We start from the raw sequence: 23,292 nt of genomic DNA, 5'->3' as shown, positions 1-23,292 counted from the left end.
CCACAAGCGACGCACCCCGCTTCACCCCACCACTTCTGCTGTCCTGGACCAATGACGTCCTCCCCCACACCAAGCCCCACCGACCTCACCAAACCCCTCCGCCCCTTCCGCCCCCTCCTCGCCCGCGGCCGCGACGAAGAGCACCGCGCGGCGACGCCGCTCGAGCTGTTCTTCGACCTCTGCTTCGTCGTCGCCGTCGCCCAGGCCGGTGTCGAGCTCGTGCACGCCGTCGCCGAAGGGCACGCGGGTGAGGGCGTGCTCAATTACGCGATGCTCTTCTTCGCGCTGTTCTGGGCCTGGGTGAACTTCTCCTGGTTCTCCTCGGCGTACGACAACGACGACGTGCTCTACCGCGTGGTCACGCTCGTCCAGATCGCGGGCGTCCTGGTCTTCGCCGCCGGGGTCTCCAGGGCCTTCGAGGAGCACGACTTCCTCCTCATCTGGCTCGGCTACCTGATCATGCGCATCGCGCTCGCCACCCAGTGGCTGCGCGTCGCGAGGGCGGCGGACGGAGCCGAGCGGACCACCGCGATCCGGTACGCCGTCGGGGTGCTGATCTGCCAGATCGGCTGGACGGGGCTGCTGTTCCTGCCCGAGGGCGGCCGGTCCTGGCTGTTCCTGGGGATGGCGATCGCCGAGATGTGCGTGCCGGTGATCGCCGAGCGCGGCTACACCACGGCCTGGCACCCGCACCACATCTCCGAGCGGTACGGCCTGTTCACGATCATCGTGCTCGGCGAGACGATCGCGGCGGCGACCGTCGCCGTGAAGTCGGGCATCGAGGAGCACGACGCGCTGGGCGAGCTGCTCCCCATCGCCGCGGGCGGCCTCCTCATCGTCTTCGCCGCGTGGTGGATCTACTTCGTGGTGCCGATCCACGGCAGGCTGAGCGGCAACCGGCAGGCGTTCCTGTGGGGGTACGGCCACTACGTGATCCTCGGCTCGGCCGCGGCGATCGGCGCCGGGATCGAGGTCGCGGTCGAGCAGGCCGTGGGCAAGGCGCACATCTCGACGCTCGCGGCGTCCGCCGCGGTGACCGTGCCGACGGCGCTCTACCTGATCACCGTATGGGCGCTGCACTCCCGCTACTACAAGGTGGGCCTGGCCCAGCAACTGGTGCTGCCGGTCAGCGCCTTGGCGGTGCTCGCCGCCACGTTCGCGGGCCGCTGGGCGGTCCTCGTGGCGGGCCTGGTGACGGTGGCGACGGTCACCACGGGCGTGACGCTCACCACGCGCATGAGCCGACGCCCCCAGGCCACACCCCGTGAGACGCCCCCAGGCCACGCCCCGTGAGACACCCCTAGGCCACACCCCGTGATACGCATCGACGCATGACTCACACACCGCGTACGCCCACCGGTTCCCTCACCGACGTCGCCGGCCTGCGGGTCGGGCACGCCGCGCTGTTCGGTGACGGGCAACTCTCCGGGACCACCGTCGTGTTGGCACCCGAGGGCGGGGCCGTCGCCGCCGTGGACGTGCGCGGCGGCGGGCCTGGCACCCGGGAGACGGACGCGCTCGACCCGCGGAACCTGGTGCAGCGCGTGGAGGCCGTCGTACTGAGCGGCGGCAGCGCGTACGGCCTGGACGCCGCGGCCGGGGTGATGGCGTGGCTGGAGGAGCGGGGCAGGGGCGTGCGGGTCGGGCCCGACCCCGCGCACGTCGTGCCCGTCGTCCCGGCCGCCGCCGTCTTCGACCTGGGCAGGGGCGGGGACTTCACGGCACGCCCCGACGCGGCGACCGGCCGGGCCGCCGTCGAGGACGCCGCGCGCGCCGAGCCGTTCGCCCCCGTCAGGGAGGGCAACGTCGGCGCGGGCACCGGCGCCGTGGTCGGCAGGGTCAAGGGCGGCGTCGGCAGCGCGAGCGTCCGCCTCGCCTCGGGGATCACGGTCGCGGCGCTCGTCGTGGCGAACGCCGCGGGCTCGGGGATCGACCCGGCGACGGGGGTGCCGTACGGGGAGTACTTCGCGGGCCGCCGGGTGGACTACCCCGACCCCGAGGTGCACGAGGAGGCCACGCGGCGGCTCGCCGACGCGGGCCCCGCGAACGGGGCGCGGCCGCTGAACACCACCCTCGCCGTCGTCGCCACCGACGCGGAACTGACCAAGGCCCAGGCGCAGAAGCTGGCGGGCACCTCGCACGACGGCATGGCGCGTGCCGTGCGGCCCGTCCACCTCCTCAACGACGGGGACACCGTCTTCGCCCTCGCCACCGGCGAGCACGCCCTGCCCACCGAGAGCCCGCTCGCCCTCAACGAGGTGCTCGCCGCGGGCGCGGACGTGGTGACGAGCGCGATCGTGCGGGCGCTGCTCGCCGCGGAGAGCGTACGGACGCCGGGCGGCACCTTCCCCGCGTACCGCGACCTCTACGGGCGATAGCGTCACCAAACGCCCAATACGGCCAAATCGCCCCGCTGGAGGCCGCATTGGCGGGTTCCGCGCGCCCCGATGTGCCCGTGCTCACACCAAGCGGAGGGAACCCCTCCGTACCACAGGCCGCTCTTTACTCGTACTGGATCAGAACGTACTGGATCAGAAAACGTACTTGGAGCAGCCCGTGACAAGGTCGGTCATAGTCAACCCCCGGCGCCGTGCCCTGCTGGCCGCCACCGCGCTCGCCGCCGTGGGCGCGCTGACCCTCACGGCCTGCGGCGGTGACGCCGACGCGAAGGACGACAAGAAGGGCGGCAGTTCCGCGCCCAAGGGCGCGGACATCACCATCTCGTCGAAGGACGGCGCCACCGACGCCTCGATCAACGCCACCGGCGTGAAGGTCAAGGGCGGCAAGCTGACCAGCGTGAAGATGACGGCGGTCCCGTCCGGCACCGCGGTCGAGGGCACCATCGCGGGCGACGGCTCCAGTTGGAAGCCCAAGTCCCAGCTGGAGCGCGGCACCAAGTACAAGGTGACCGCCGATGCCAAGGACGACAAGGGCAACGCGGCGACCGAGAACGCCACGTTCACCACGATCTCCTCGGCCAACAGCTTCATCGGCACCTACACGCCCGACGGCGGCGCCAAGGTCGGCGTCGGCATGCCGGTCTCCTTCACCTTCGACAAGGCCATCACGGAGAAGAAGGACGTCCAGTCGCACATCACGGTCAGCTCCAGCAGCGGCCAGAAGGTCGTCGGCCACTGGTTCGGCAACCAGCGCCTGGACTTCCGGCCCCAGGAGTACTGGAAGGCCGGTTCCACGGTCACCATGAAGATCGCCCTGGAAGGCGTCAAGGGCACGAACAGCGCGACCGGCGTGCAGAACAAGACGGTCACCTTCACCATCGGCCGCTCCCAGGTCTCCACGGTCGACGTGGGGGCCAAGAAGATGACGGTCGAGCGTGACGGCAAGGTCATCAAGTCCGTCCCGATCTCCGCGGGCAGCCCCTCGAACCCGACGTACAACGGGCAGATGGTGATCTCCGAGAAGTTCACCCAGACCCGGATGAACGGTGACACGGTCGGGTTCGGCGGCGAGTACGACATCAAGGACGTGCCGCACGCCATGCGCCTGTCGAACTCCGGCACCTTCATCCACGGCAACTACTGGGGCTCGCCGTCCATCTTCGGCAGCGCCAACACCAGCCACGGCTGCGTCGGCCTCCAGGACGCGCGGGGCGCGGGCGACCCGAACACGCAGGGCGCCTGGTTCTACAACAACTCGCTGATCGGCGACATCGTGACGGTCAAGGGCTCGCCCGACAAGACCATCGCCCCGGACAACGGCCTCAACGGCTGGAACATGGACTGGAGCCAGTGGACGGCGGGCAGCGCGGTCTGATCCGCCACCGCAACCGCCACCGCCACCGCCACCACCACCCGGCGACGGACTGATCGACGGACCGGCCGGCGGCCCGGCACACGCCCCAACTGAGCGAGCCACGTGGGAACTTCCCGCGTGGCTCGTTCGTTTTCCCGTTCCCGGGCATGATGTCCGACCCAGGGGCTACGGTATGCACTCACCAGGTGACATGCAGCAATGCCGGGAGAAGCCTTGAGCGTTCCGTACGAAACGGCGTACGAGCCACCCGAGTCGCCCGAGCCGCACTCCCCCGAGGAGCATCTCGAGCGACTTCTCGGCCGTGCGCTGAACTCCTTCGACCTGCCGGACGAGGTGCTGCACCGCCTCGACTCCGCCCTCGCCCACAACAGCTCGCTGCACTCCGCGCACCACAGCGCGGGCCTGCACCGCGAGACGTTCAGACACACCTGGCTGCTCGCCGACGCGACGGTGCTCACGCTCTGGGAGCTCGTCCACAACACCGCGCCCGGCCGCGCCCCGCAGCACGAGATCTACACGGACGAGGAGGAGGCGGGCGTCGCCAGCTCGCGCCTCGCGCTGCCGCCGGACACCCCGGCCTGCGGCCGCCCCATGGTGCTCCAGCTCCCGGCCGACGCGGGACCCCGTCACGCGTACGCCCTCGACGACTCCGCGGACCACGCGCGCCGGCTCCTGCGCCGCGCGGAGAACACCGACGACCGGCCGGGCGACGACGTGGCGCGGCTGCTGCGCTCGGCGTTCGCCCACCAGATCACCCAGGCCTTCGGCCGCCCGTGCCTGGCCGGCGAGGCGCGCCTGTGCTTCTCGCTCTACGAGCACGCGTTCCTGCTCTTCGACGGCGGCGAGGTCAGCCTCTGGGAGGTCGAGCACACGCTCACCCCCGACGGACACCACCGCTGTGAGGTGTACGGCACGGAGGAGGCGGCCCGCGCCGCGATGGAGCGCAGGGCCCGCGAAGGGGCGACGCCGGACAGGCCCTAGGAAGGGCCCTGGGCCCGCGCGGCGGGTGTCAGACCCTCAGGCCCGGTCACCGAACTGCCGCACCAGACCGGCGAAGGCGGCGCGCTCGTCGGCCGTGAGCTGCACGGTCTCCGCACGCGGCGGACCCTGCTGGACCGGCAGCGCGCGCAGCGCCTGGGCCTGCCGCCACACGTCCACGTCGAACCGGTCCCTGCGCAGCACCCGCACCAGGCCGACGGCCCAGACGACGGTCGCCACGGCGAGCACTGACACGCCTATCTGCTGAACAATCGAGACACCCTGGAACATGCGGCCCAGTAGACAACAAGGGCCAGGACTTACGACAGGGGGGTTATGGGACTTAGGTCCCGAAGTGATGCATGTCGCATACTCCGGGACCTAAACGCCTCATCCGGTTGCGGGTTACCGGGGCTCACTCGCCTCAGACCGTTGCCGGGACGCGCTCGTCCTCCGCGGACGCGGCGGCCCCGGCGGCCTCCTGCTCCGAAGGCGCCTGCTTACGCGCGCCCTTGAGCAGCACGACCACCACGGTCGAGACGCAGACGCCCGCGGCGATGGCCACCAGGTAGAGCAGCGGCTGGCCGATGAGCGGGACCACGAAGACACCGCCGTGCGGGGCCCGCAGCGTGCAGCCGAACGCCATCGACAGGGCGCCGGTGACCGCGCCGCCCGCCATCGAGGCGGGGATCACCCGCAGCGGGTCGGCCGCGGCGAACGGGATGGCGCCCTCCGTGATGAAGGAGGCGCCGAGGAACCAGGCGGCCTTGCCGTTCTCGCGCTCGGTCTTCGTGAAGAGCCGCCCGCGCACGGTCGTGGCCAGGGCCATGGCCAGCGGCGGGACCATGCCCGCGGCCATCACGGCGGCCATCACCTTGAGGCTGCCGTCCGTCGGGTGGGCGAGGCCGCCGACCGCGAAGGCGTACGCGACCTTGTTCAGCGGACCGCCGAGGTCGAAGCACATCATCAGGCCGAGGATGACGCCGAGGATGATCGCGTTGGCCCCGGACAGACCCTCCAGCCAGTCCGTCAACGCGCTCTGCAGCGAAGCGATCGGCTTGCCCACGACGAGGAACATCAGGAAGCCGACGACCGCCGAGGAGATCAGGGGGATCACCACGACCGGCATGATCCCGCGCAGCACGGCCGGGATGCGGACCCGCTGGATCCCCATCACCACCGCGCCCGCGATCAGACCCGCGGCGAGACCGCCGAGGAAACCGGCGTTGATGGTGACCGCGACCGAGCCGCCGACGAAGCCGGGTACGAGACCGGGCCTGTCCGCCATTCCGTACGCGATGTAACCGGCCAGGACCGGGACCAGGAACGCGAAGGCCAGGCCGCCGATCTGGAACAGGAGCGCGGCCCAGCTGGTGTGGTCCGTCCAGATGAAGTGCTCGGCGACGGACGGCGCCTTGTCGATCTTCCAGCCGCCGATGGCGAAGCCCAGGGCGATGAGGAGGCCGCCCGCGGCGACGAACGGGACCATGTAACTGACGGAGTACTGTCCCTCAGGTACTTGACCTTGCGATCGGAGGCTAGCAGTGGCCAAGCCGTCTTCCAAGTGGCAGATACACCCTGACCTTCAACGGGCACTTGCCGAGGGGCAGCCCTTCGAGGAGTGGCTTGGTGACCGCAAGCCTTGTTGCTCATACGCCCGGATCACCCAGGACCGGCGGGAAGAGAAGGGCGTCGGCAGGCAGCACCGCAACTGTGACGAGTTCGCCGAGCAACACGGCTGCGCGATCGTGTACCGCTACACGGACAACCACATCACGGCTGCGGACCCCGACATCGACCGACCGGCCTTTCTACGCCTAGTCCGTGATCTACGCGCCCGCAAGGTCGAGGAAGGGCATCCGGTTCACGGGCTGTTCGTCGTTGAGGAAGAGCGCGTCGTGCGACTCCCCGAGGACTACCTGAAGCTGCACCGCGCACTGACCGTCGACAAGAACGGGCTGTACGCGATCACAGACACGAAGACCGTGTTGGACGTGCACAACGACGCCGAGATGCTTCGGGGGCTACTCGACTCCGCTATGGGCGAGCGTGAAGTCGTGAAGGTCAAACGTCGCGTCAGCCGGAACGTCCGAGATCAGGCTCTTGAAGGTGCACCGGTCGGTCCGCGCAGGTTTGGATGGAAGGGGGCAAACCCCGAGGCGGGACGTAAGGTCAACGAGAAGTTGGAGCCCAAGGAAGCCAAAGTTCTGCGTACAGCGATCGAGTTGGCGCTGAAGGGCAAGCACTGGTCCACGATCGTCAAGCACTTCGATGAGAGCGGCTTTCTGACCGTGCGCGGCAACAAGTGGTCCACGACGCCGGTTCAATACATGCTCACGAACCCCGCACTCTGCGGATACCGCATGATCAGCGGCGAGTTGGTCCACGACTCCAAGACAGGCAATCCTCTCATCGGAAAATGGGAGACCGTCTGCACGCCGGAGGAGTGGCGCAGGCTCATTGGCCGCTGCACTGTCTGGTTCAACCTCGACGGAGACACGGCATCGACCCGCTACCGCGAGAAGGTGAAGCGGGAAGGGAAGAAGGACTACCGAGGCATCGCAGAGGCCACTCGCCGATTTCTCCTGACGAACATCGCGAGATGCGGATACGTGAGGGAAGACGGAACGATGTGCCTGGCGAAGATGAAGGGCATGGGGCCCACCGGCACCAACAAGCAGGACCGGTACCGGTGCGGAGATCCGCGGTGCAACAAAGTGAGCCGCCGTGCCGACCTCATGGACGACGCCGTAAAGCGCATGGTGATCAAGGTTCTTGAAGAGCAGTACTCAGGGCTGGTACCCCAGGAGCAACCTTGGTACGGCGAGGAGACGCTTAACGCTCTGATTGCCAAGCAACAGGAGATCAAGGACGCGTACAAGGCCGGACAGATTGGCCTTGCCGAGTACCTGGAGTTCAAGGACGACAACGACGCCCAGGTCACCGCATCGCAGAAGGACCGCGACGACTTCTACGCCGAGCAAGCCGCCAAGAACTTCCTCGCCGGGTTCTCCAAAGAACGCTGGGAGAAGGAGTTCGACATGCGCCAACGCGGCAGAGCCATAGCGATCGTGCTGCAAGCCGTCATCGTCCACCCGCTCCCCCAGGGGCGTTCCCGGAGCAGCCGGTTCGATGTGGAGCTGTTGGAGCCGGTTCCAAGGAAGCGCTACTGAAGCAGCTCGCGCAGTTCCTCAAGCTGTCCCTCGCCCAGCCGGGGGACGGCTCTCGCTTGTGCGGTGGCCCATTCCTCAATATGCCGCGCCACTTGGTCCTCGTCACGAGGCAACAGCCGGTCGGCGGCCAGGGGGACAACTGTCATTGCCAGAGCTCCCCTTCCGTTGCGGCGCGCTTCTGCTGCGCTTGGGTCTCTTCGATCTCATGACGGACCTGCGCAGCGAGCAGCTCTTCACCTGCGCGGTAGCCGCTGCTGAGGTAGGTCCAGGAGGAGGCGGTGACGAGCGTGGTGTTCTCGTCGGTGGTGGGGAGTCCGGCGCGGGTGCGGGCAGCGTCGGCTTGGGCTAGGCGCCAGGCGCGGCGTACGTCGCGGAGCGCCCCGAGAGTGGTCGAGTAGGCGCGGGACTTGCTGGAGAAGTGGCCACGGAAGCCGAGCATGTGGGCCCACTTCCAGAGCTTGAGGTGGACGAACTCAGGCAGGTGACCGAGGGCCCAAGCGGTGCGGATCATCTGCCGTGCGTGCTGCTGAACGGGGAGGGCCCTGATGAGTTCGGCCTGTCCGGTGCCCTCGCAGTCGGGGGCATCTTGGCTCTGACCACCAGAACGACTCTCAACACAGCCACGCTTGATGCGTTCCACTCGTCCATCGAGGACTATTGGCGACGCGACGATCAGCACGGCGGTGCGGCACTCAGGCCGGCGATCGTGGGACAGCTGCGTTATGTGGTGGGGCTCCTGGAGGAGAACCGGCATGCCGCCATCCAGAACGGCCTCTACGGCGTCGCGGCTGAGCTGGCGCGCCTGGCCGGATGGACCTACTTTGACGCTCGCCAGTACAACCAGGCCCGTGCCTACTTCACCGAGGCATTGCAACTGGCCAAGGAGAGCGACGACCGCCAGATCATGGCCAACATCCTGTCCTGTATGAGTCTGCAGGCGACCTACCAGGACAAGCCCGCGGACTCACTCGCCTTCGTGACCGCCGCCCAGGACCAAGCTCGTTCGGCGCTGGCCACCACCCCACGCGTCCTGTCGATGCTGTCCATACGCGAAGCCTTCGCACACGCCACGCTCGGCAACAGGAACTCCACCAACCGGGCCCTCGGAGAGGCCCGTCACCACTTCGAGCAGATCCGGGCAAGCGATCACGATCCATCGTGGATCAGCTACTTCGACGAGCCGAAGCTCATTGTGGATACCGGCATCGCGCACGGGCGATTGGGCGAGGCCGCGACGGCGGAACCTCTCATCGCGGACGCGATGCGCCGGGAGGACCACGCCAACCAGCGAGGCCGCGCGTTCCACTCGTTCTGGCTGGCACGAACCCAGTTGGAACAGGGCAAGATCGATCAGGCATGCCACACGGCCACACAAGCCCTGGAGTCTGCACGTGCCGTGGCGTCCGAGCGCGTGACAGGCCATCTCAGAGAGTTTTACGTCCAGTTGACCCCGCACAGGCAGGAGCCCATAGTCCTGGCCTTCGAGGCACGGCTACGGGCACTCCTGCCGTCTGTCAGCGGATCGATTCATCCATGAGCAGGTAGAGGAGACCGACGAGCGATCCACTGCTCACGATCTCCTTCCGGTCGATCATTCCTCGTACCTCTGAGAGAGGAATCCACTCGATGCGGTCCGACTCGTTCTTCTCGGTCGGCGGCCCCGCGTAGGTGGCGCCATCGATGCGGAAGACATGGTGCTGCGAGTCGGTGATCCCGTTGGCAGGTTCGGCGTAGATCAGAGGTTTGACGGGCCAGGCTGGTAGCCCGTCTCCTCCTGGACTTCACGCGCCGCTGCCTCTTCGGGGGTTTCGCCATCCTCGACCAAGCCCATGGGCAACTCCCAGGCCCAGGACGACGTAATGAAGCGGTGCCGCCACATCAGAGGACCTCTCGGCGATCGTTCACCACGGCGGCAACGGCCAGATGCCGAAGGCGCACGACGTGGTACTCCCACCTGCGTCCGTCAGGCTGCTGAACGTCGACCAGACACAGATTCACCCACTTGTTGGTGTAGACCTGTCGTTCACCGTGGGCCTTCCACTCCATACCTGCGGCCCCTCTCGATCGGTCTCCAGGATCTCAGACGGATCGGAGAGGGGACGCAAGTTCGGCTCTCTTCGCGTCAGTTTGACGAGACTCTCCCCTCGCCGCCTACGTCCAGACGACCGCCAGAGCTCCTAGCCCCTCCCCCGTACGTCGGGGCACCCACACAGCTTGACGCCTAGCCGGTTGACCAACTCTCGCCGTGCCGCGCCTTCGACACACCCAGTCACTCGGCGCTCTCGTTCAGGCTGAAACCACCCAGGGAACACCACTAGGCCCCCAGTTCAACATGGGGACTAAAGTCCCCTTTCCCATTGAGCCTAAGGTCCCGTTCTTTACTTATCCCTCATTTCGGGGGTGCAACTATCGACCCGATGTGGGATGTTGCTCTGGACCCCAAGTCGCAGGTCAACCAACCCGACTTGGAGATGTAATCCACCCGCTACCGAATTCCATCGGGGAGAGTTGAAATGGAAATCAGTGGGACTGCGTCACCCCTAAGGCTCAGCAGACGGCATCCTCGGCTGCTGATCGCAGCAGCAATTACCGCTCTCGCGGTGCTGTTCCTCAGCATCGGGCCAGCGGCACCCGCACATGCCGCGTCCAAGCGTGTCTGCGCACCCTCCAAGAAGTGCGTGACGACAAAGAAGTACTGCCCTCCCGGATCGAAGTGCGGAAAGCGCGTCTTCAAGGAAGTCCCTAAGAGCCAGTACTGCTCTTCGTCAGTTGGTTGCTTCACTTACAAGGGCAAGAACTACCGCTACATTGGCGGCCCTTCCCTGACTTCGAAGCAGCAGCAACAGGTTTGGAAATGTGCAGCTTCGCTGGGCGTGACGGGGCTTGGCGCAGCCGTCGCGACCGGCCCTGTAGGAGTCACCATCCTTGGTGTTGCCGTGTCCCTTTGGGGATGCACGTGATCCACGGTGTATCGGTCGTAGATCTAGCGCGACGCTAGGGCACGATGCCGCCAGCCCACTGAATCAAGTAGGGCCACCACGCGGAGGAGGGGCCCACCCGCATCGGGTGGGCCCCTCCTCTTCCGTTCGAGATCACTCGCCCAGCTCAATACCCAGTCCCTCGGCCAGCTCCCGCAGAACTTCATCAGGGATCTTCGGTGTCTTGGCTGCCTGCCGACTCGCCCAGAGGTCCAGCTCTTCATCCATAGCGGCCTTGACCTGCACCTTCTCCAAGTGTCTTGACGCCAGTAACTGACGCCGGACATCAGCCACTTGCGGAGCTTGGTGCCGTAGCCGTCACCCTCGTCGCCGGTGCCTTCCACCGGCGTGGGTCCTGTCGGGGCGGTGGTCTCGCCGCGGGCCGCCTTCTCCCTCGCCTCCGCGATGAGTTCGGCGGGGCGGTTGATGCCCGCCTTCACCCCCACGTCGACGGTGGGCTTGCCCGCGAAGCGGGGCTTGTCCCGTACGGGGACGTCGTGCGCGAACACGACTGCGTCGGCGGCCGCGATGACCTCGGGGTCCAGCCGCGTGAAACCGGCCGAGCCCTGGGTCTCGACCGTCAGTTCCACACCTGCGTCGCGGGCCGCGTTCTCCAGGGACTCCGCCGCCATGTAGGTGTGGGCGATGCCCGTGGGGCAGGAGGTGACGGCGACGATCCTGAACGCGGGAGCCTCGTCGGCCGGCGCCTCCGGGGACGGCTCATCGGCACCGGGGGCCGAGCCCACCCGTTCCGCCCCGGCGGAACCGCTGCCCACAGCGGGAGCGGGCTCCTCGCCGCTGATCAAGCGCGCCGCCGCGGCAGCATCGTCCGCACCCCGCAAAGCCCCCGTCCATCAGCTGTCGTGCCAGCGACGACAGGATCGTCAGGTGGGCGTCGTCCGCGCCGGCCGGGGCCGCGATCAGGAAGATCAGGTCGGCGGGGCCGTCGGGGGCGCCGAAGTCGATGCCCCTGGCCGAGCGGCCGAAGGCCAGGGTCGGCTCGGTGACATGGGCGCTGCGGCAGTGCGGAATGCCGATGCCGCCGTCCAGGCCGGTCGGCATCTGGGCCTCGCGGGCCGCCACGTCGGCGAGGAATCCCTCCAGGTCGGTCACCCGGCCCAGCGCCACCATGCGCTCGGCGAGCGAGCGGGCCGCGGCTTCCTTGGTTTCTGCGGACAGGTCGAGTTCGAGGTCGACCAGGTCCGCAGTGATCATGTCGGTCATCGCGGGCTCCTTCGCACGCGTATCGCCCGGTGGGCGGGGGCTGTCGGGGGGGTCGGCGGGAGGCGGGTTCATACGGCGGGCTCCGTCAGTACGCGGTTCAGCGGGACCTCGTCGGTCACCGTGACCGCGTCCGGTGCCAGGTCCGAAGGCGACGGCATGACGCTGCCGGGGAGCTGGACGGCGGCGGCGCCGTGCGCCACGGCGGAGGCGAGCGCCGCCGGGCCCGTACCGCCCGCGATCAGGAAGCCGGCGAGCGAGGAGTCGCCCGCGCCGACGTTGCTGCGCACCACGTCGACGGGGGCGCTCGCGAAGTACGCGCCCGACGCGTCGACCAGGAGCTGGCCGTCGGCGCCGAGGCTGGCGAGGACGGCGCGGGCGCCCCATTCGCGCAGTTCCTCCGCCGCCTCGACCGCGTCGCCGACCGTGGCGAGCGGGCGGCCCACGGCCTCCGCGAGTTCCTCGGCGTTCGGCTTGACGACGTCGGGGCGCTCCGCGAGCGCGGCGCGCAGGGCGGGGCCCGAGGTGTCCAGGGCGATCCGGGCGCCCGCGGCGTGCGCGCGGGCCACCAGCTCGGCGTACCAGGAGGGCCGCAGGCCGCGCGGCAGGCTGCCGCAGCAGGCGATCCAGTCGGCGCCCGCCGACCGCTCGCCGACCGTGGCGATGAGCGACTCGCGCTCGGCGTCCGACAGTTCGGGGCCCGGTGCGTTGATCTTCGTGAGGGTGCCGTCCGGCTCGGCGACCGCGATGTTGGACCGGGTCTGGCCCGCGACCGGGACCGGGGCAGCCTCGATGCCCTGTTCGTCGAGGAGCTGGGCGACGAGCGCGCCGGGCGCGCCGCCGAGCGGCAGTACGGCGACCGTCCGCACGCCCGCGGCGGCCACGGCCCGCGAGACGTTGACGCCCTTGCCGCCCGGGTCCATGCGGTCGCCGGTGGCGCGGACGACCTCGCCGCGGTCGAGGGAGGGGACCTCGTAGGTGCGGTCGAGGGAGGGATTCGGGGTGACGGTGAGGATCATGCGCGTACTACTTCCGTGCCTGCGGCCTCGATGGCCGCGGCGTCGTCGGGGGCGAGGCCGGTGTCGGTGATCAGGAGGTCGACGTCGGCGAGGCCGCCGAAGCGCGCGAAGTGCCCCTGGCCGTGCTTGGCGGAGTCCGCGAGCAGCACGACGCGGCGCGCGGCGGCGACGGCCGCGCGCTTCACGGCGGCCTCGGCGAGGTCGGGGGTGGTCAGGCCGCCCTCGGCGGAGAAGCCGTTGGCGGCGAGGAAGAGGACGTCGGCGCGGATCTCGCCGTACGCGCGCAGGGCCCAGGCGTCGACGGCCGCGCGCGTACGCTGCCTGACCCGGCCCCCGATGAGGTGCAGCTGGATGCCGGGGTGGTCGGCGAGGCGGGCCGCGGTCGGCAGTCCGTGGGTGACGACGGTGAGCGTCGACTCCAGCGGGAGCGCAGCGGCGAGCCGCGCGACGGTCGATCCGGCGTCGAGGATGATGCTGCCCTCCGCGGGCAGCTCGGCGAGTGCGGCGCGGGTGATGCGGTCCTTCTCGTCGGCGGCCGTGCCCTCGCGCTCGGCGAGGTCGGGCTCGAAGTCGAGCCGCCCCGCCGGTATGGCGCCGCCGTGCACCCTGCGTACGAGTCCGGCCCGGTCGAGGGCCTTCAGATCGCGCCGGATGGTCTCCGCGGTGACCTTGAACTCCTCGGCGAGGGAGAGCACGTCGACCCGCCCGCCGTCGCGGGCGAGCCGCAGGATCTCCTGCTGTCGCTCCGGTGCGTACATGTCCGTTTGCCTCCGCCGCATGCCCGAACGTGTGGTTTCACTCGGAGGCTACGGCTGGATTTCCGGAAAGTAAACAGATTCGGGGGCCGTACGGACACAAACGGACTTCAGTCCCGAGGAGGCGCTCCCCTTGGACCCGGCGCGCGCGGGGCCTACGGCCAGGGGAAGGCGTCCAGCGCCCCGAGGCAGCGCGTCGCGAGCGCGGCGAGCCCGTCCTCGCCCGCGGCCGGGGCGTCGCCCGCGGCCCAGGACTCGACGGCCACCCGCACCGCGGCGCTGGCGACGCCGGCCGCGAGGCGCAGCTCGGGCGAGGGCGCGTCGGCGGACACCCGTTCCATCAGGAGCGCGAGCAGCGTCTCCTCCGACGCGCGGCACGCGTCCGCCCACACCGCGCGCAGCGCCGGGCTCTCCGCCGCCATGCGCAGCAGCGCGCGCACCCAGTCCAGGGACTCCACGGCCGCGGTGTCCCCGGCGGCGAGCGCGTCCGCCACCGCGTGCCGCAGCGCCTCGGGCACCGAGAGCCCGTCCGGGGCGCGGCGCACGGCCTCGGCCCACTGCTGCGCGCCCGCGGCGAAGAGCGGCGCGACCGCTTCCTCCTTGGTGGCGAAGTAACGGTAGAAGGTGCGCGGCGCGACGCCCGCGGCCCTGGCGATGTCCTCGGCACGGGCGGCCCGCAGCCCGTCCGCGACGAAGAGCGACGCCGCCGTGCGGGCGATGTCCAGGCGGGTCTCGTTCTTGCGTCGCTCCGTCAGCGAACGTGCAGGCATGTCAGGCAGGTTATGCCAGCCCGACGCCAGGGCTTTGAAGTCACATACTGCCCGTGTGGCAGAATCTGCCACCGTAAGGCGCGGTGCGGGCAGCGCGCATCCGCGCACGCGGTGCGAGCAAGAGGTGGCAAACAGCGGTGCGTCGTCGGCAGTTCCTTCTCCACACGGCCGGTCTCACCGGCGCCACCGCGCTCGGCACCGCCGGCCTCAGCGCCTGCTCCGCGGAGACGGACACCCCTCTCAAACTCCTGGTCGCCAGCTACGACCAGAGCGTGGGCTCCTCGATCGGCGACCAGTGGGGCAGCGTCATCAAGGCCTTCGAGAAGGCCCACCCGGACATCAGGATCGCCCTCGAACGCATCCCGTTCGGCAAGCTCGACCAGACCCTCGCCCGGCGCGTGAAGGACGGTGACGCGCCGGACATCGCGCAGTCCAACTTCTTCGCGCCCTACGCCGAGGACGGCAAGCTCTACGGCGCGTCCGACCTCTTCGACGTGCGCACCGAGGGCGATTTCATCCGCTCGTACGCGGAGGCGGGCATGGTCAGCCGCGTCCAGTACGGCATGCCGTTCCTCGCCAGCACGCCCCGGCTCTTCTACAACAAGGCCCTCTTCAAGCAGGCCCGCGTCAAGGCCCCCCGCTCCTGGGCCGAACTGCGCGACGCCGCGCGGGCCTTGAAGGCGATCGGCATCGAGACCCCCTACGGCCTCCAGCTCGGCCCCGAGGCCGCCGAGGACGAGGTGCTCGCCTGGCTGCTCGCGGACGGCGGCGGCTACGCGGGCCTCACCGGCTACGACTTCGCCAACCCCAGCAACATCGACACCCTGACCTGGCTGCGCGACAACCTCGTCGAACCGGGCCTCGCGGGCCCTGACCCGGCGGCGCTGACGAGGACCGACGCGTACGCCCAGTTCCTGCGCGGCAAGATCGGCATGATGATCGCGCACCCGGTCCTGATGGGCGCGGCGGACAAGGCCAAGTTCCCCTACGCGCACGCCGCGTTCCCCAAGAAGCTCGGCGGCGCGGCGCCGCCGGTCGGTCTCAACGACTGGCTGATGGCGTTCAAGCAGAACGGGCGGCGCGAGCAGTGCGGGACGTTCATGAGCTTCCTGTACGGCCGCAAGACCGCGATGGCGTACGGCGGCGGGCAGTCGGCGCTGCCCGTCACCAGCTCGGCGTCCGACGCGCTGCGCAAGGACCCCGGGCAGCGGCCCATGTGGGACTTCATCGACCAGATGCCGCTGGCCCAGTTCCAGCCGACGAATCTCGGGTCGTGGCCCGAGGTACGCGGGGCTGTCCGTAAGCGGATTGGCTCCGCGGTTGCCGTGGGCGGCAGCCCTAAGGCGGTCCTGGAGGACCTGGACGCTGCCGCGGTGCAGGCCGAGCTTTAGGGCCTTTCGGGTTGAGTGATCCCCGCGGGCCGCAGGGGCTGGGCGCGCAGTTCCCCGCGCCCCTCAGCCGCACGTCTGCCCGCGCCCTCGTATGGGCGCGGGCAGACGTCGTCCTGCGGCGATCAGGGAGTCAACGCGGGCTCCTTGGACGGCAGTTCGCCCTCCCGTACGGGAGTGTCGTCCGCGGCGCCCTCCACGTGCTGGCGCGGCTTGGCGGGGAGGGCGAACATCAGGACGAAGATGGCGCCCAGTACGGCCGCGACCCACCACAGCGCGTGCTGGAAGCCGGACACGAACTCCACGGGGATCCTGGCCGGTGCGACCCGCTCGTCGATCACTCCGAAGAACACCACGGAGACCAGGCCGAGGCCGAGCGCGGTGCCCATCTGCTGCACGGTGTTGATGAGCCCGGAGGCCGAACCCGCGTGCTCCTTCGGGACGTTCGAGAGGACGGCGTCCGTCAGCGGGGCCACGATCAGGCCCATGCCGATACCCATCACGGTCAGCGGCAGCGCCATCTGCCAGGACGCGATGTCCGTGCCGTACCGGTCGGCCTCCCAGATGTAGAGCAGGACGCCCACGGCCATCGCGAGGGCGCCCGCCTGGAGCACCTTGCGGCCGAAGCGCGGCACCAGCTGCTGCACGGAGATGCCGGCCGCCGCCGAGACGGCGATGGAGAACGGCACGCCGGTCAGGCCCGCGCGCAGGGCGGACCAGCCGAGGCCGATCTGCATGTACAGCGTCCAGACCAGGAAGAAGATGCCCATCACCACGCCGAACACGGTCTGCACGGCGATGCCCGCGGCGAAGCTCTTCACCTTGAACAGGGAGAGCTCCACGAGCGGCGAGCCGTCCTTGGCCGCCTTGTACCTCTCGTACGCGACCAGGGCGCCGAAGACGACGAGGGCGCCGGCCATCATGACGTAACCCCACACGGGCCAGCCCAGCTCCCGGCCGCGGGTGAGCGGGTAGAGCATCATCAGCAGGCCGAGGGTGACGAGGACGACGCCGACGATGTCCAGCTTGAGGGCCCTGGGCGCCTTGGACTCGGTGATGAACTTGCGTCCCAGGATGAGTCCCGCGATGCCGACCGGCAGGTTGATGAGGAAGATCGGGCGCCACTCCAGGCCGAGGATGTTCCACTCGGTGAGCAGCGCGCCGAGCAGCGGTCCGGAAACCGCGCCGAGGCCGACGATCATGCCGAAGAGGCCGAAGACCTTGCCGCGCTCGTGCGCCGGGAACGTCGCGTGCACGATCGAGAGCACCTGCGGCACCATCAGCGAGGCCATGGCGCCCTGGAGGATGCGCGAGGCGACCAGCATCTCCGGGTTGGCCGCGAAGCCGCAGAGCGCGGAGGCCACGGTGAAGCCGGCGATTCCTATCAGGAACAGCCGCTTGCGGCCGTGGATGTCGCCGAGCCGCCCGCCCGTGATGAGCCCGGCGGCGAAGGCCAGCGTGTAGCCCGCGGTGATCCACTGGATCTGGCTGAAGGTGGCGCCGGCGTCACGCTGGATCGACGGGATCGCGATGTTGACGATGGTGACGTCGACCAGGTCCATGAAGGCGGCGGTCATCACGATGGCCAGCGCGAACCAGCGTCGCCGGTCGCCGGCGGGTGCCGGTGTTCCGGGGTCGGAAAGGGTGCTCGGTGAAGTCATGCCGCAAGGCTAGAGGCCCTATAGGACAGTGCTTGACCTAGTTCTCCGGCATCCTGGGCGGCGTGACGCGACGGGCGGTACGTACGGGCAGGAAGGCGGGTGGGCGGTGCGTGACGGTGGGCGGTTCGGGGCGGTCGGCGGTTCGGGCGGGGCGGTCGGCGGGGACGGGTGGCACGGGACGGACGCGGGCGTGCGTGAGGACGGATGGCACGGGACGGACGTGGGCGTGCGTGACGACGGGTGGCACGGGGGCGGGCGGCGCATGACGGGCGACGGGACGGACGCGGAGGCGGGCGGCGCATGACGGGTGACGGTACGGCGGCGGGGACCGACACGCCCGCACGGCTCTTCCAGCTCCTCTCCCTCCTCCAGACGCCCCGCGAGTGGCCCGGCGCCGAGCTCTCCGAGCGGCTCGGGGTCAGCAGGCGCACCGTGCGGCGCGACATCGACCGGCTGCGGGACCTCGGCTATCCGGTGCGGGCCAGCCAGGGTGCGGCAGGCGGCTACCGGCTCGTCGCGGGCAAGGCGATGCCGCCGCTGGTCCTCGACGACGAGGAGGCGGTGGCGATCGCCGTGGGGCTGCGGGCCGGGGCGGGGCACGCGGTGGAGGGCATCGAGGAGGCGTCGGTGCGGGCGCTCGCCAAACTGGAACAGGTCCTGCCGGGCCGGCTGCGCCACCGGGTCTCCGCGCTGCAGATCGCCACGACGCCGCTGACCAGCGGGGACGGGGCGAGCATCGCGCCGGAGACGCTGACGGTGATGGCGTCGGCCGCGGCGGGCCACGAACGCCTCCGGTTCGCCTACCGGGCGGGCGACGGCACGGAGTCGCGGCGCCTGGCCGAGCCCTACCGGCTGGTCTCGACCGGGCGGCGCTGGTACCTCGTGGCGTACGACATCGACCGGGAGGACTGGCGCACGTTCCGGGTGGACCGGGTGTCCGAGCCCTTCGCGACGGGGGCGCGGTTCGTGCCGCGGGAGCTCCCCAAGGGGGACGCGGCGGAGTTCATCCGCGATTCGATGTGGCACGGCCGCAAGGAGTCGTACGACCTGGACGTCACGTTCGCCGCGCCCGCGGAGTTCGTCGCGGCGCGGCTGCCCAGGGCGCTCGGCACGGTGACCTCTCTGGACGCCACCACGTGCCGCCTTCGCGGCACGTCGACGGACTCCATCGAGTGGCTGGCCCTCCGCCTCTCCCTCACGGACTGCGACTTCACGATCCACGGCCCGCCGCCGCTGATCGCCCACGTGTCGTCCTTGTCGGCGCGGCTGGGGCGGGCGGCGGCGCCCCGGGGTGACAGCTCCCCGCCCCTACCTGATCCGCCGGACTCGCGCGGCCCGGGGTGACAGCGCCCTGCCCTCACCGGATCCGTTCGACAGGCGCGGCCCGGGGTGACAGCACCCCGCCCTCACCGGATCCGTTCGACAGGCGCGGCCCGGGGTGACAGCACCGCCGCTCCTACCTGCCCCCGTTCTCCAGGCGCCACCCCGGGCTGACAGCACCGCCGCTCCGCGGCGGATCATTCCCACCCGCCCACCCAACACTCCGCACCGGGCTGCGGGGGTGGGGAGCAGCGCCGCTGGGAACCACAGGTCTGCCTCCGGGTGGGAGCGACCGTCCCGCGCCCGCCTTCCGGGTGGGAGCAACGGGTGGGTGGGCGGGAACGACGCGCGCAGCGCGAAAACCACCCCGGGCAGCAGCAACCGCCCCTCATCCACCCTCCGGGTAGGAGCAACGGGCGGGCGGGTGGGAAAGGCGCGCGCAGCGCGGGAAGGACTCCCGGCGGGAGAGACCCGCACCGCACGCCCCCAGAGAAACCCCTCCGAGCGCGAAGGACCCCGGTGCCGGGGGGGGATGGCACCGGGGTCCGGTCACATGGGGGCGTTCGAGTCCGGCCGACTAGGCCGCCGCGTCGAAGCCCGTGTCCCTCGCCAGCTTCTTCAGTTCGAGGAGCGCGTGCTTCTCGATCTGGCGGATGCGCTCGCGGGTGAGGCCGTGTTCCTTGCCGACCTCCGTCAGCGTGCGCTCCCGGCCGTCCTCTATGCCGTACCTCATCTTGATGATGGAGGCCGTGCGCTGGTCGAGGCGGCCGATCAGGCCGTCCAGTTCCTCGCTGCGCAGCAGCGAGAGGACGGACTGCTCGGGCGAGACCGCCGAGGTGTCCTCGAGGAGGTCGCCGAACTGGGTGTCGCCGTCGTCGTCCACGCCCATGTTGAGCGAGACCGGGTCGCGGGCCCAGTCCAGGACGTCGACCACGCGCTCGGGCGTGGAGGACAGCTCCGCGGCGATCTCCGCGGGCTCCGGCTCCCGCCCGTTCTCCCGGTTGAACTCGCGCTGGACGCGGCGGATCCGGCCCAGCTCCTCGACCAGGTGGACGGGGAGGCGGATGGTGCGCGACTGGTCGGCTATGGACCGCGTGATGGCCTGGCGGATCCACCACGTGGCGTACGTGGAGAACTTGAAGCCCTTGGCGTAGTCGAACTTCTCGACCGCGCGCACCAGGCCCGCGTTCCCCTCCTGGATCAGGTCGAGCAGCGGCAGGCCGCTGCGCGGATAGCGGCGGGCGACCGCGACGACGAGCCGGAGGTTCGAGCGGATGAAGACGTCCTTGGCCCGCTCACCGTCGGCGACGAGGGCTTCGAGCTCCTCGCGGCCCGCGGTGACCTTGCTGTCCTCGACCTCGCCGTCGAGGATCTTCCGGGCGTACACACCCGCCTCGATGATCTGGGACAGCTCGACTTCCTTGGCGGCGTCGAGAAGCGGCGTACGCGCGATCTCGTCGAGGTACATGCCGACCAGGTCGCGGTCGGCGATCTCCCCGCCTACGGCGCGAACACTGCGTGCCGCGTCGGTCTCGCCGGAGGCGGACTTACGACGGGCGACGGCACGGGTTGCCATGCGTGCTCCCTTGCGATGAGTGCGGTCTGGTCGGCCCCATTTCTGGGTCCTCTGTGGTGGATGGCACACCCTCGGGTGCCCTGCATCCGATGGAAACAACGACTGGAATCCGGACAGAATTCCCAAGCCGCCCATCTTTTTTCCTGACGTTGCAGTACCCTGTGCCGCCACAAGGGGAGGCCGGATGCCGTCGGGACCGGAAGAGGTGCAGGTCAGGCCGGGGGTCGAGGCCGATCTCAAGGCCCTCACGGACATCTACAACCACTACGTACGTGAGACGGCCGTCACCTTCGACACCGTCGCCTTCCTGCCGGAAGAGCGCCGCCCTTGGCTGCTCTCCCACCTCAAAGACGGCCCCCACCGCCTGATGGTTGCCCGTGAGCGGGATTCGGCCGCCCGCCCCGGCCGGCTGCTCGGGTACGCCACCAGTAGCCCTTTCCGACCCAGGCCCGCCTACTCCACCTCGGTGGAAGTGAGTGTCTACTGCGCGCCGGACGCGGCGGGCCGCGGCATCGGGACCCTGCTCTACAAGGCCCTCTTCGAGGCCCTCGCGGACGAGGACCTGCACCGCGCGTACGCGGGCGTGGCGCAGCCGAACGAGGCGTCGGTGCGGCTGCACGAGCGGTTCGGCTTCCGGCACGTGGGGACGTACGGGGAGGTGGGCAGGAAGTTCGGCCGCTACTGGGACGTCGCCTGGTACGAGCTGCCTCTCGGCCGAGGACCACGGACCTAGGGCCGCAGCCCGTTACGGACGGGCAGGCCGGGCGCCTACCGTCCCGGCATGACCGACACGACAGGCACCCTCGACGAGGCCCTCCAGCGGCTGCACACCAGCGGGCCCGAGCGGCTCGGGCGGCTCACCAACCACGCCCCGATGGCCGTCGAGGCGCTCGCCGCGCGCGGGCGGCCGGGCGCGGTCCACCGGTGGCTCGATCTCTACGCCCCGAAACTGGAGGAGTTTCCGGCCCGCGTCGCCCCGGTCACCGACGCCGACCTGCGCAGCGCGCTCGGCGACCCGCGCAGGGCCGCCGACTGGATCGACTACTTCGTACGCCGTATCGCCGAGGCCTCCGACGAGGCGCGGCCCTGGCGCGAGGTGCTCGCCGAGTGGTGGCCGCGGCTGCTGCCGGGGATGTACGGCGGCTCGACGCATCCGGTGATCCGGGTGGGGCACGCCGTCCGCACCCTCGAAGCGGGCGGGGTGACCGAGCCGCGCCTCACCGAGCTCGCGCACGGCCTCGGCTACTGGGCCGCCCGGCACCGCACGGTCACCGGCTTCGCGCTCCTGCCGGGCGCCGACGGGGCGGCCGACGCGCTGGACGCGGTGCCGCCGATCGCCGACCGGGCCGAGGGCAGCTTCCCCGACCGCCTCGCCCGGGTCGGCGCCCTGCCGGTGTGGGCCGTGGCGGTGGACGATCCCGAGGAGGCCCGGCGCAGGCTGACCGAGCTGGTCCGGGCGGCGACGCACCGGTACGCCACGCACGGGCACGGCGAGGAGACGATGCTGGTGCACGCCGCGACGGCGCCCAACGCCGTGCTCCGGACCCTTCCCGCCCTGCCCCGCGCCCTGTGGGTGCCGAGCCTGCGGGCGGCCTGGACGGCGTCCGCGGCCGTCACCGCCATGTACGCGCCGGATGCTCCCGTCGCGTACGAGGCGCCGGGCACCTTCGGTGCGCAGGAGGTCTTCGAGCGGGCGCTCGCGCACGGGGACGAGCACGTCATCAAGTTCGCGGACACGGCGTTGGACGTCGGGGACGAGGGTGCCTTGGCGGCGGCCTCGCGGGCGGTCGAGCTCAGCGAGCCGCTTGGGTGAGGGCTCTTTCAGCTGCGGGCCGCTGGGGCCGGGCGCGCAGTTCCCCGCGCCCCTGAGGGGCGCCCCTCAGCCGAACTGCACCGACCTCTTCGCGAGCCCCATCCAGAACCCGTCGATCACGCTCCGCTGGCCGCCCAGGTCCCCCGCCGCGTCCGCCGCGCCGAGCGTCACGAAGAGCGGGGCGAAGTGCTCGGTGCGCGGGTGGGCCAGCTGGCCCGCCGGGGACTTGTGGCCGAAGTCGAGGAGCGCGTCCACGTCGCCCGCCTCCAGGGCCTCGTGGCCCCACGCGTCGAACTCCGCGGACCAGCCGGGGATGCCGCCCTGGCGCAGCGCGGCCAGGTTGTGCGTGAAGAAGCCGCTGCCGACGATCAGCACGCCCTCGTCGCGCAGCGGCGCCAGCTTGCGGCCGATGTCCATGAGGCGGCGCGGGTCGAGGGTCGGCAGGGAGATCTGGAGCACGGGGATGTCGGCGTCCGGGTACATCTCCACCAGCGGGACGTACGCCCCGTGGTCGAGGCCCCGGTCCGGCACGTCCTGCACGGGCGTGCCGGGGGCGTGCAGCAACGCGCGTACGGAGGCGGCGAGTTCGGGTGCGCCGGGGGCCGCGTACGTCACCTCGTAGTAGTGCTCGGGGAAGCCCCAGAAGTCGTACACGAGGGGCAGCGTCTCGGTGGCGCCGAGCGCGAGCGGGGCCTCCTCCCAGTGGGCGGAGACCATGAGGATCGCCCGGGGGCGCGGCAGCTCGGCCGACCAGGCGGCGAGTTCGCCGGGCCAGACGGGGTCGTCGGCGAGCGGCGGGGCGCCGTGGCTGAGGTACAGGGCGGGCATGCGGGTCATCGCGCACCTCCAGGAGGACGGCCGAGATC

General features: G+C 70.4%; 18 protein-coding genes and 5 pseudogenes. 11 read left to right on the top strand and 12 right to left on the bottom strand.

All coding sequences use genetic code 11. From position 1 onward, the window contains the following. The first annotated feature begins 51 nt into the window (after positions 1–51). The 4 genes from ACIO9J_RS29760 (at position 52) to ACIO9J_RS29745 (ending at position 4,755) form a co-directional block, all read left to right on the top strand. Positions 52–1,293, top strand: coding sequence for a low temperature requirement protein A (locus tag ACIO9J_RS29760; RefSeq protein WP_402006211.1), 1,242 nt, complete (start codon positions 52–54; stop codon positions 1,291–1,293). Positions 1,294–1,331: 38 nt separating this feature from the next. Then, positions 1,332–2,378: a P1 family peptidase gene (locus ACIO9J_RS29755; protein WP_402006208.1), complete on the top strand. Its 1,047-nt coding sequence runs from the start codon at positions 1,332–1,334 to the stop codon at positions 2,376–2,378. 178 nt (positions 2,379–2,556) lie between these two features. Beyond that, positions 2,557–3,774: an Ig-like domain-containing protein gene (locus ACIO9J_RS29750; protein ID WP_402006205.1), complete on the top strand. Its 1,218-nt coding sequence runs from the start codon at positions 2,557–2,559 to the stop codon at positions 3,772–3,774. 213 nt (positions 3,775–3,987) lie between these two features. Beyond that, positions 3,988–4,755, top strand: coding sequence for a DUF6227 family protein (locus tag ACIO9J_RS29745; RefSeq protein ID WP_402006203.1), 768 nt, complete (start codon positions 3,988–3,990; stop codon positions 4,753–4,755). Positions 4,756–4,791: 36 nt separating this feature from the next. Here the strand turns inward: ACIO9J_RS29745 and ACIO9J_RS29740 are convergent, their stop codons facing one another. Beyond that, positions 4,792–5,007, bottom strand: a complete 216-nt coding sequence (locus ACIO9J_RS29740; protein ID WP_402006200.1) for a hypothetical protein — start codon at positions 5,005–5,007, stop codon at positions 4,792–4,794. A 169-nt stretch (positions 5,008–5,176) separates the two neighbouring features. Then, positions 5,177–6,250: pseudogene (locus ACIO9J_RS29735) on the bottom strand (PTS fructose transporter subunit IIC); the annotation flags it as partial. A 46-nt stretch (positions 6,251–6,296) separates the two neighbouring features. Here ACIO9J_RS29735 and ACIO9J_RS29730 point away from each other — a divergent pair. After that, the gene (locus tag ACIO9J_RS29730) at positions 6,297–7,925 is read left to right on the top strand and encodes a recombinase family protein (RefSeq protein ID WP_402006198.1); all 1,629 of its coding nucleotides are present in this window, start codon (positions 6,297–6,299) and stop codon (positions 7,923–7,925) included. On the opposite strand, the gene ACIO9J_RS29725 is transcribed toward ACIO9J_RS29730, so the two are convergent. Then, positions 7,919–8,071, bottom strand: a complete 153-nt coding sequence (locus tag ACIO9J_RS29725) for a hypothetical protein (protein ID WP_402006195.1) — start codon at positions 8,069–8,071, stop codon at positions 7,919–7,921. The two genes, ACIO9J_RS29730 and ACIO9J_RS29725, sit on opposite strands and share 7 nt — an antisense overlap. After that, positions 8,068–8,499, bottom strand: a pseudogene (locus ACIO9J_RS29720) (replication initiator); the annotation flags it as partial. The pseudogene ACIO9J_RS29720 and the gene ACIO9J_RS29725, both read right to left, overlap by 4 nt. Between ACIO9J_RS29720 and ACIO9J_RS29715 the strand changes: the two are divergent. Next, positions 8,500–9,462 (top strand): annotated as a pseudogene (locus ACIO9J_RS29715) (hypothetical protein); the annotation flags it as partial. Here ACIO9J_RS29715 and ACIO9J_RS29710 read toward each other — a convergent pair. The 5 genes and pseudogenes from ACIO9J_RS29710 to ACIO9J_RS29690 form a co-directional block, all read right to left on the bottom strand. Beyond that, positions 9,440–9,971 (bottom strand): annotated as a pseudogene (locus ACIO9J_RS29710) (NUDIX hydrolase). The pseudogenes ACIO9J_RS29715 and ACIO9J_RS29710 sit on opposite strands and share 23 nt — an antisense overlap. A gap of 1,201 nt (positions 9,972–11,172) precedes the next feature. Next, positions 11,173–12,127, bottom strand: a pseudogene (locus tag ACIO9J_RS29705) (fructose PTS transporter subunit IIB); the annotation flags it as partial. 68 nt (positions 12,128–12,195) lie between these two features. Beyond that, the gene (gene pfkB, locus ACIO9J_RS29700; RefSeq protein WP_402006193.1) at positions 12,196–13,143 is read right to left on the bottom strand and encodes a 1-phosphofructokinase; all 948 of its coding nucleotides are present in this window, start codon (positions 13,141–13,143) and stop codon (positions 12,196–12,198) included. Next, on the bottom strand, positions 13,140–13,901 hold the full coding sequence (locus tag ACIO9J_RS29695) for a DeoR/GlpR family DNA-binding transcription regulator (RefSeq protein WP_402006190.1): 762 nt from the start codon (positions 13,899–13,901) through the stop codon (positions 13,140–13,142). The genes pfkB and ACIO9J_RS29695 overlap by 4 nt, the downstream gene beginning before the upstream one ends. 152 nt (positions 13,902–14,053) lie before the next feature. Next, a complete protein-coding gene (locus ACIO9J_RS29690) occupies positions 14,054–14,668 on the bottom strand; it encodes a TetR family transcriptional regulator (protein WP_402006187.1) in 615 nt (204 codons plus the stop codon). Positions 14,669–14,805: 137 nt separating this feature from the next. On the opposite strand from ACIO9J_RS29690, the gene ACIO9J_RS29685 reads away from it, so the two are divergent. Continuing rightward, a complete protein-coding gene (locus tag ACIO9J_RS29685; RefSeq protein ID WP_402006184.1) occupies positions 14,806–16,059 on the top strand; it encodes an ABC transporter substrate-binding protein in 1,254 nt (417 codons plus the stop codon). A gap of 122 nt (positions 16,060–16,181) precedes the next feature. On the opposite strand, the gene ACIO9J_RS29680 is transcribed toward ACIO9J_RS29685, so the two are convergent. Further along, on the bottom strand, positions 16,182–17,717 hold the full coding sequence (locus ACIO9J_RS29680) for an MFS transporter (protein WP_402006181.1): 1,536 nt from the start codon (positions 17,715–17,717) through the stop codon (positions 16,182–16,184). A gap of 106 nt (positions 17,718–17,823) precedes the next feature. On the opposite strand from ACIO9J_RS29680, the gene ACIO9J_RS29675 reads away from it, so the two are divergent. Beyond that, positions 17,824–18,021: a hypothetical protein gene (locus tag ACIO9J_RS29675; RefSeq protein WP_402006178.1), complete on the top strand. Its 198-nt coding sequence runs from the start codon at positions 17,824–17,826 to the stop codon at positions 18,019–18,021. Then, the gene (locus tag ACIO9J_RS29670) at positions 18,018–19,061 is read left to right on the top strand and encodes a helix-turn-helix transcriptional regulator (protein WP_402006175.1); all 1,044 of its coding nucleotides are present in this window, start codon (positions 18,018–18,020) and stop codon (positions 19,059–19,061) included. Before ACIO9J_RS29675 ends, ACIO9J_RS29670 begins: the two co-directional genes overlap by 4 nt. 553 nt (positions 19,062–19,614) lie before the next feature. Here the strand turns inward: ACIO9J_RS29670 and ACIO9J_RS29665 are convergent. After that, positions 19,615–20,613 (bottom strand): RNA polymerase sigma factor RpoD/SigA, encoded by a 999-nt coding sequence (locus ACIO9J_RS29665; protein ID WP_402006172.1) that lies wholly within the window; start codon positions 20,611–20,613, stop codon positions 19,615–19,617. 184 nt (positions 20,614–20,797) lie between these two features. On the opposite strand from ACIO9J_RS29665, the gene ACIO9J_RS29660 reads away from it, so the two are divergent. Together ACIO9J_RS29660 and ACIO9J_RS29655 are read left to right on the top strand one after the other, a co-directional pair. Next, the gene (locus ACIO9J_RS29660; RefSeq protein ID WP_402006169.1) at positions 20,798–21,346 is read left to right on the top strand and encodes a GNAT family N-acetyltransferase; all 549 of its coding nucleotides are present in this window, start codon (positions 20,798–20,800) and stop codon (positions 21,344–21,346) included. Positions 21,347–21,394: 48 nt separating this feature from the next. Next, positions 21,395–22,426 (top strand): questin oxidase family protein, encoded by a 1,032-nt coding sequence (locus tag ACIO9J_RS29655; RefSeq protein ID WP_402006166.1) that lies wholly within the window; start codon positions 21,395–21,397, stop codon positions 22,424–22,426. 66 nt (positions 22,427–22,492) lie between these two features. Here ACIO9J_RS29655 and ACIO9J_RS29650 read toward each other — a convergent pair whose 3' ends face one another. Beyond that, positions 22,493–23,263, bottom strand: coding sequence for a dioxygenase (locus ACIO9J_RS29650; protein ID WP_402006163.1), 771 nt, complete (start codon positions 23,261–23,263; stop codon positions 22,493–22,495). Positions 23,264–23,292 lie beyond the last annotated feature (29 nt).

The sequence above is a fragment of the Streptomyces sp. NPDC087300 genome, from assembly GCF_044744425.1.
Classification (GTDB): Bacteria; Actinomycetota; Actinomycetes; order Streptomycetales; family Streptomycetaceae; genus Streptomyces.
Note: the sequence above shows the minus strand (reverse complement) of the source record. Positions and strands in the feature narration are given on the sequence as shown.

What these genes read in the sequence shown, in the direction of transcription:
- ACIO9J_RS29760 (WP_402006211.1), top strand. Translation starts at nt 52, where the DNA reads ATGACGTCCTCCCCCACACCAAGCCCCACCGACCTCACCAAACCCCTC.
- ACIO9J_RS29755 (WP_402006208.1), top strand. Translation starts at nt 1,332, where the DNA reads ATGACTCACACACCGCGTACGCCCACCGGTTCCCTCACCGACGTCGCC.
- ACIO9J_RS29725 (WP_402006195.1), bottom strand. Translation starts at nt 8,071, where the DNA reads ATGACAGTTGTCCCCCTGGCCGCCGACCGGCTGTTGCCTCGTGACGAG.
- pfkB (WP_402006193.1), bottom strand. Translation starts at nt 13,143, where the DNA reads ATGATCCTCACCGTCACCCCGAATCCCTCCCTCGACCGCACCTACGAG.
- ACIO9J_RS29695 (WP_402006190.1), bottom strand. Translation starts at nt 13,901, where the DNA reads ATGTACGCACCGGAGCGACAGCAGGAGATCCTGCGGCTCGCCCGCGAC.
- ACIO9J_RS29690 (WP_402006187.1), bottom strand. Translation starts at nt 14,668, where the DNA reads ATGCCTGCACGTTCGCTGACGGAGCGACGCAAGAACGAGACCCGCCTG.
- ACIO9J_RS29680 (WP_402006181.1), bottom strand. Translation starts at nt 17,717, where the DNA reads ATGACTTCACCGAGCACCCTTTCCGACCCCGGAACACCGGCACCCGCC.
- ACIO9J_RS29670 (WP_402006175.1), top strand. Translation starts at nt 18,018, where the DNA reads ATGACGGGTGACGGTACGGCGGCGGGGACCGACACGCCCGCACGGCTC.
- ACIO9J_RS29665 (WP_402006172.1), bottom strand. Translation starts at nt 20,613, where the DNA reads ATGGCAACCCGTGCCGTCGCCCGTCGTAAGTCCGCCTCCGGCGAGACC.
- ACIO9J_RS29660 (WP_402006169.1), top strand. Translation starts at nt 20,798, where the DNA reads ATGCCGTCGGGACCGGAAGAGGTGCAGGTCAGGCCGGGGGTCGAGGCC.
- ACIO9J_RS29655 (WP_402006166.1), top strand. Translation starts at nt 21,395, where the DNA reads ATGACCGACACGACAGGCACCCTCGACGAGGCCCTCCAGCGGCTGCAC.
- ACIO9J_RS29650 (WP_402006163.1), bottom strand. Translation starts at nt 23,263, where the DNA reads ATGACCCGCATGCCCGCCCTGTACCTCAGCCACGGCGCCCCGCCGCTC.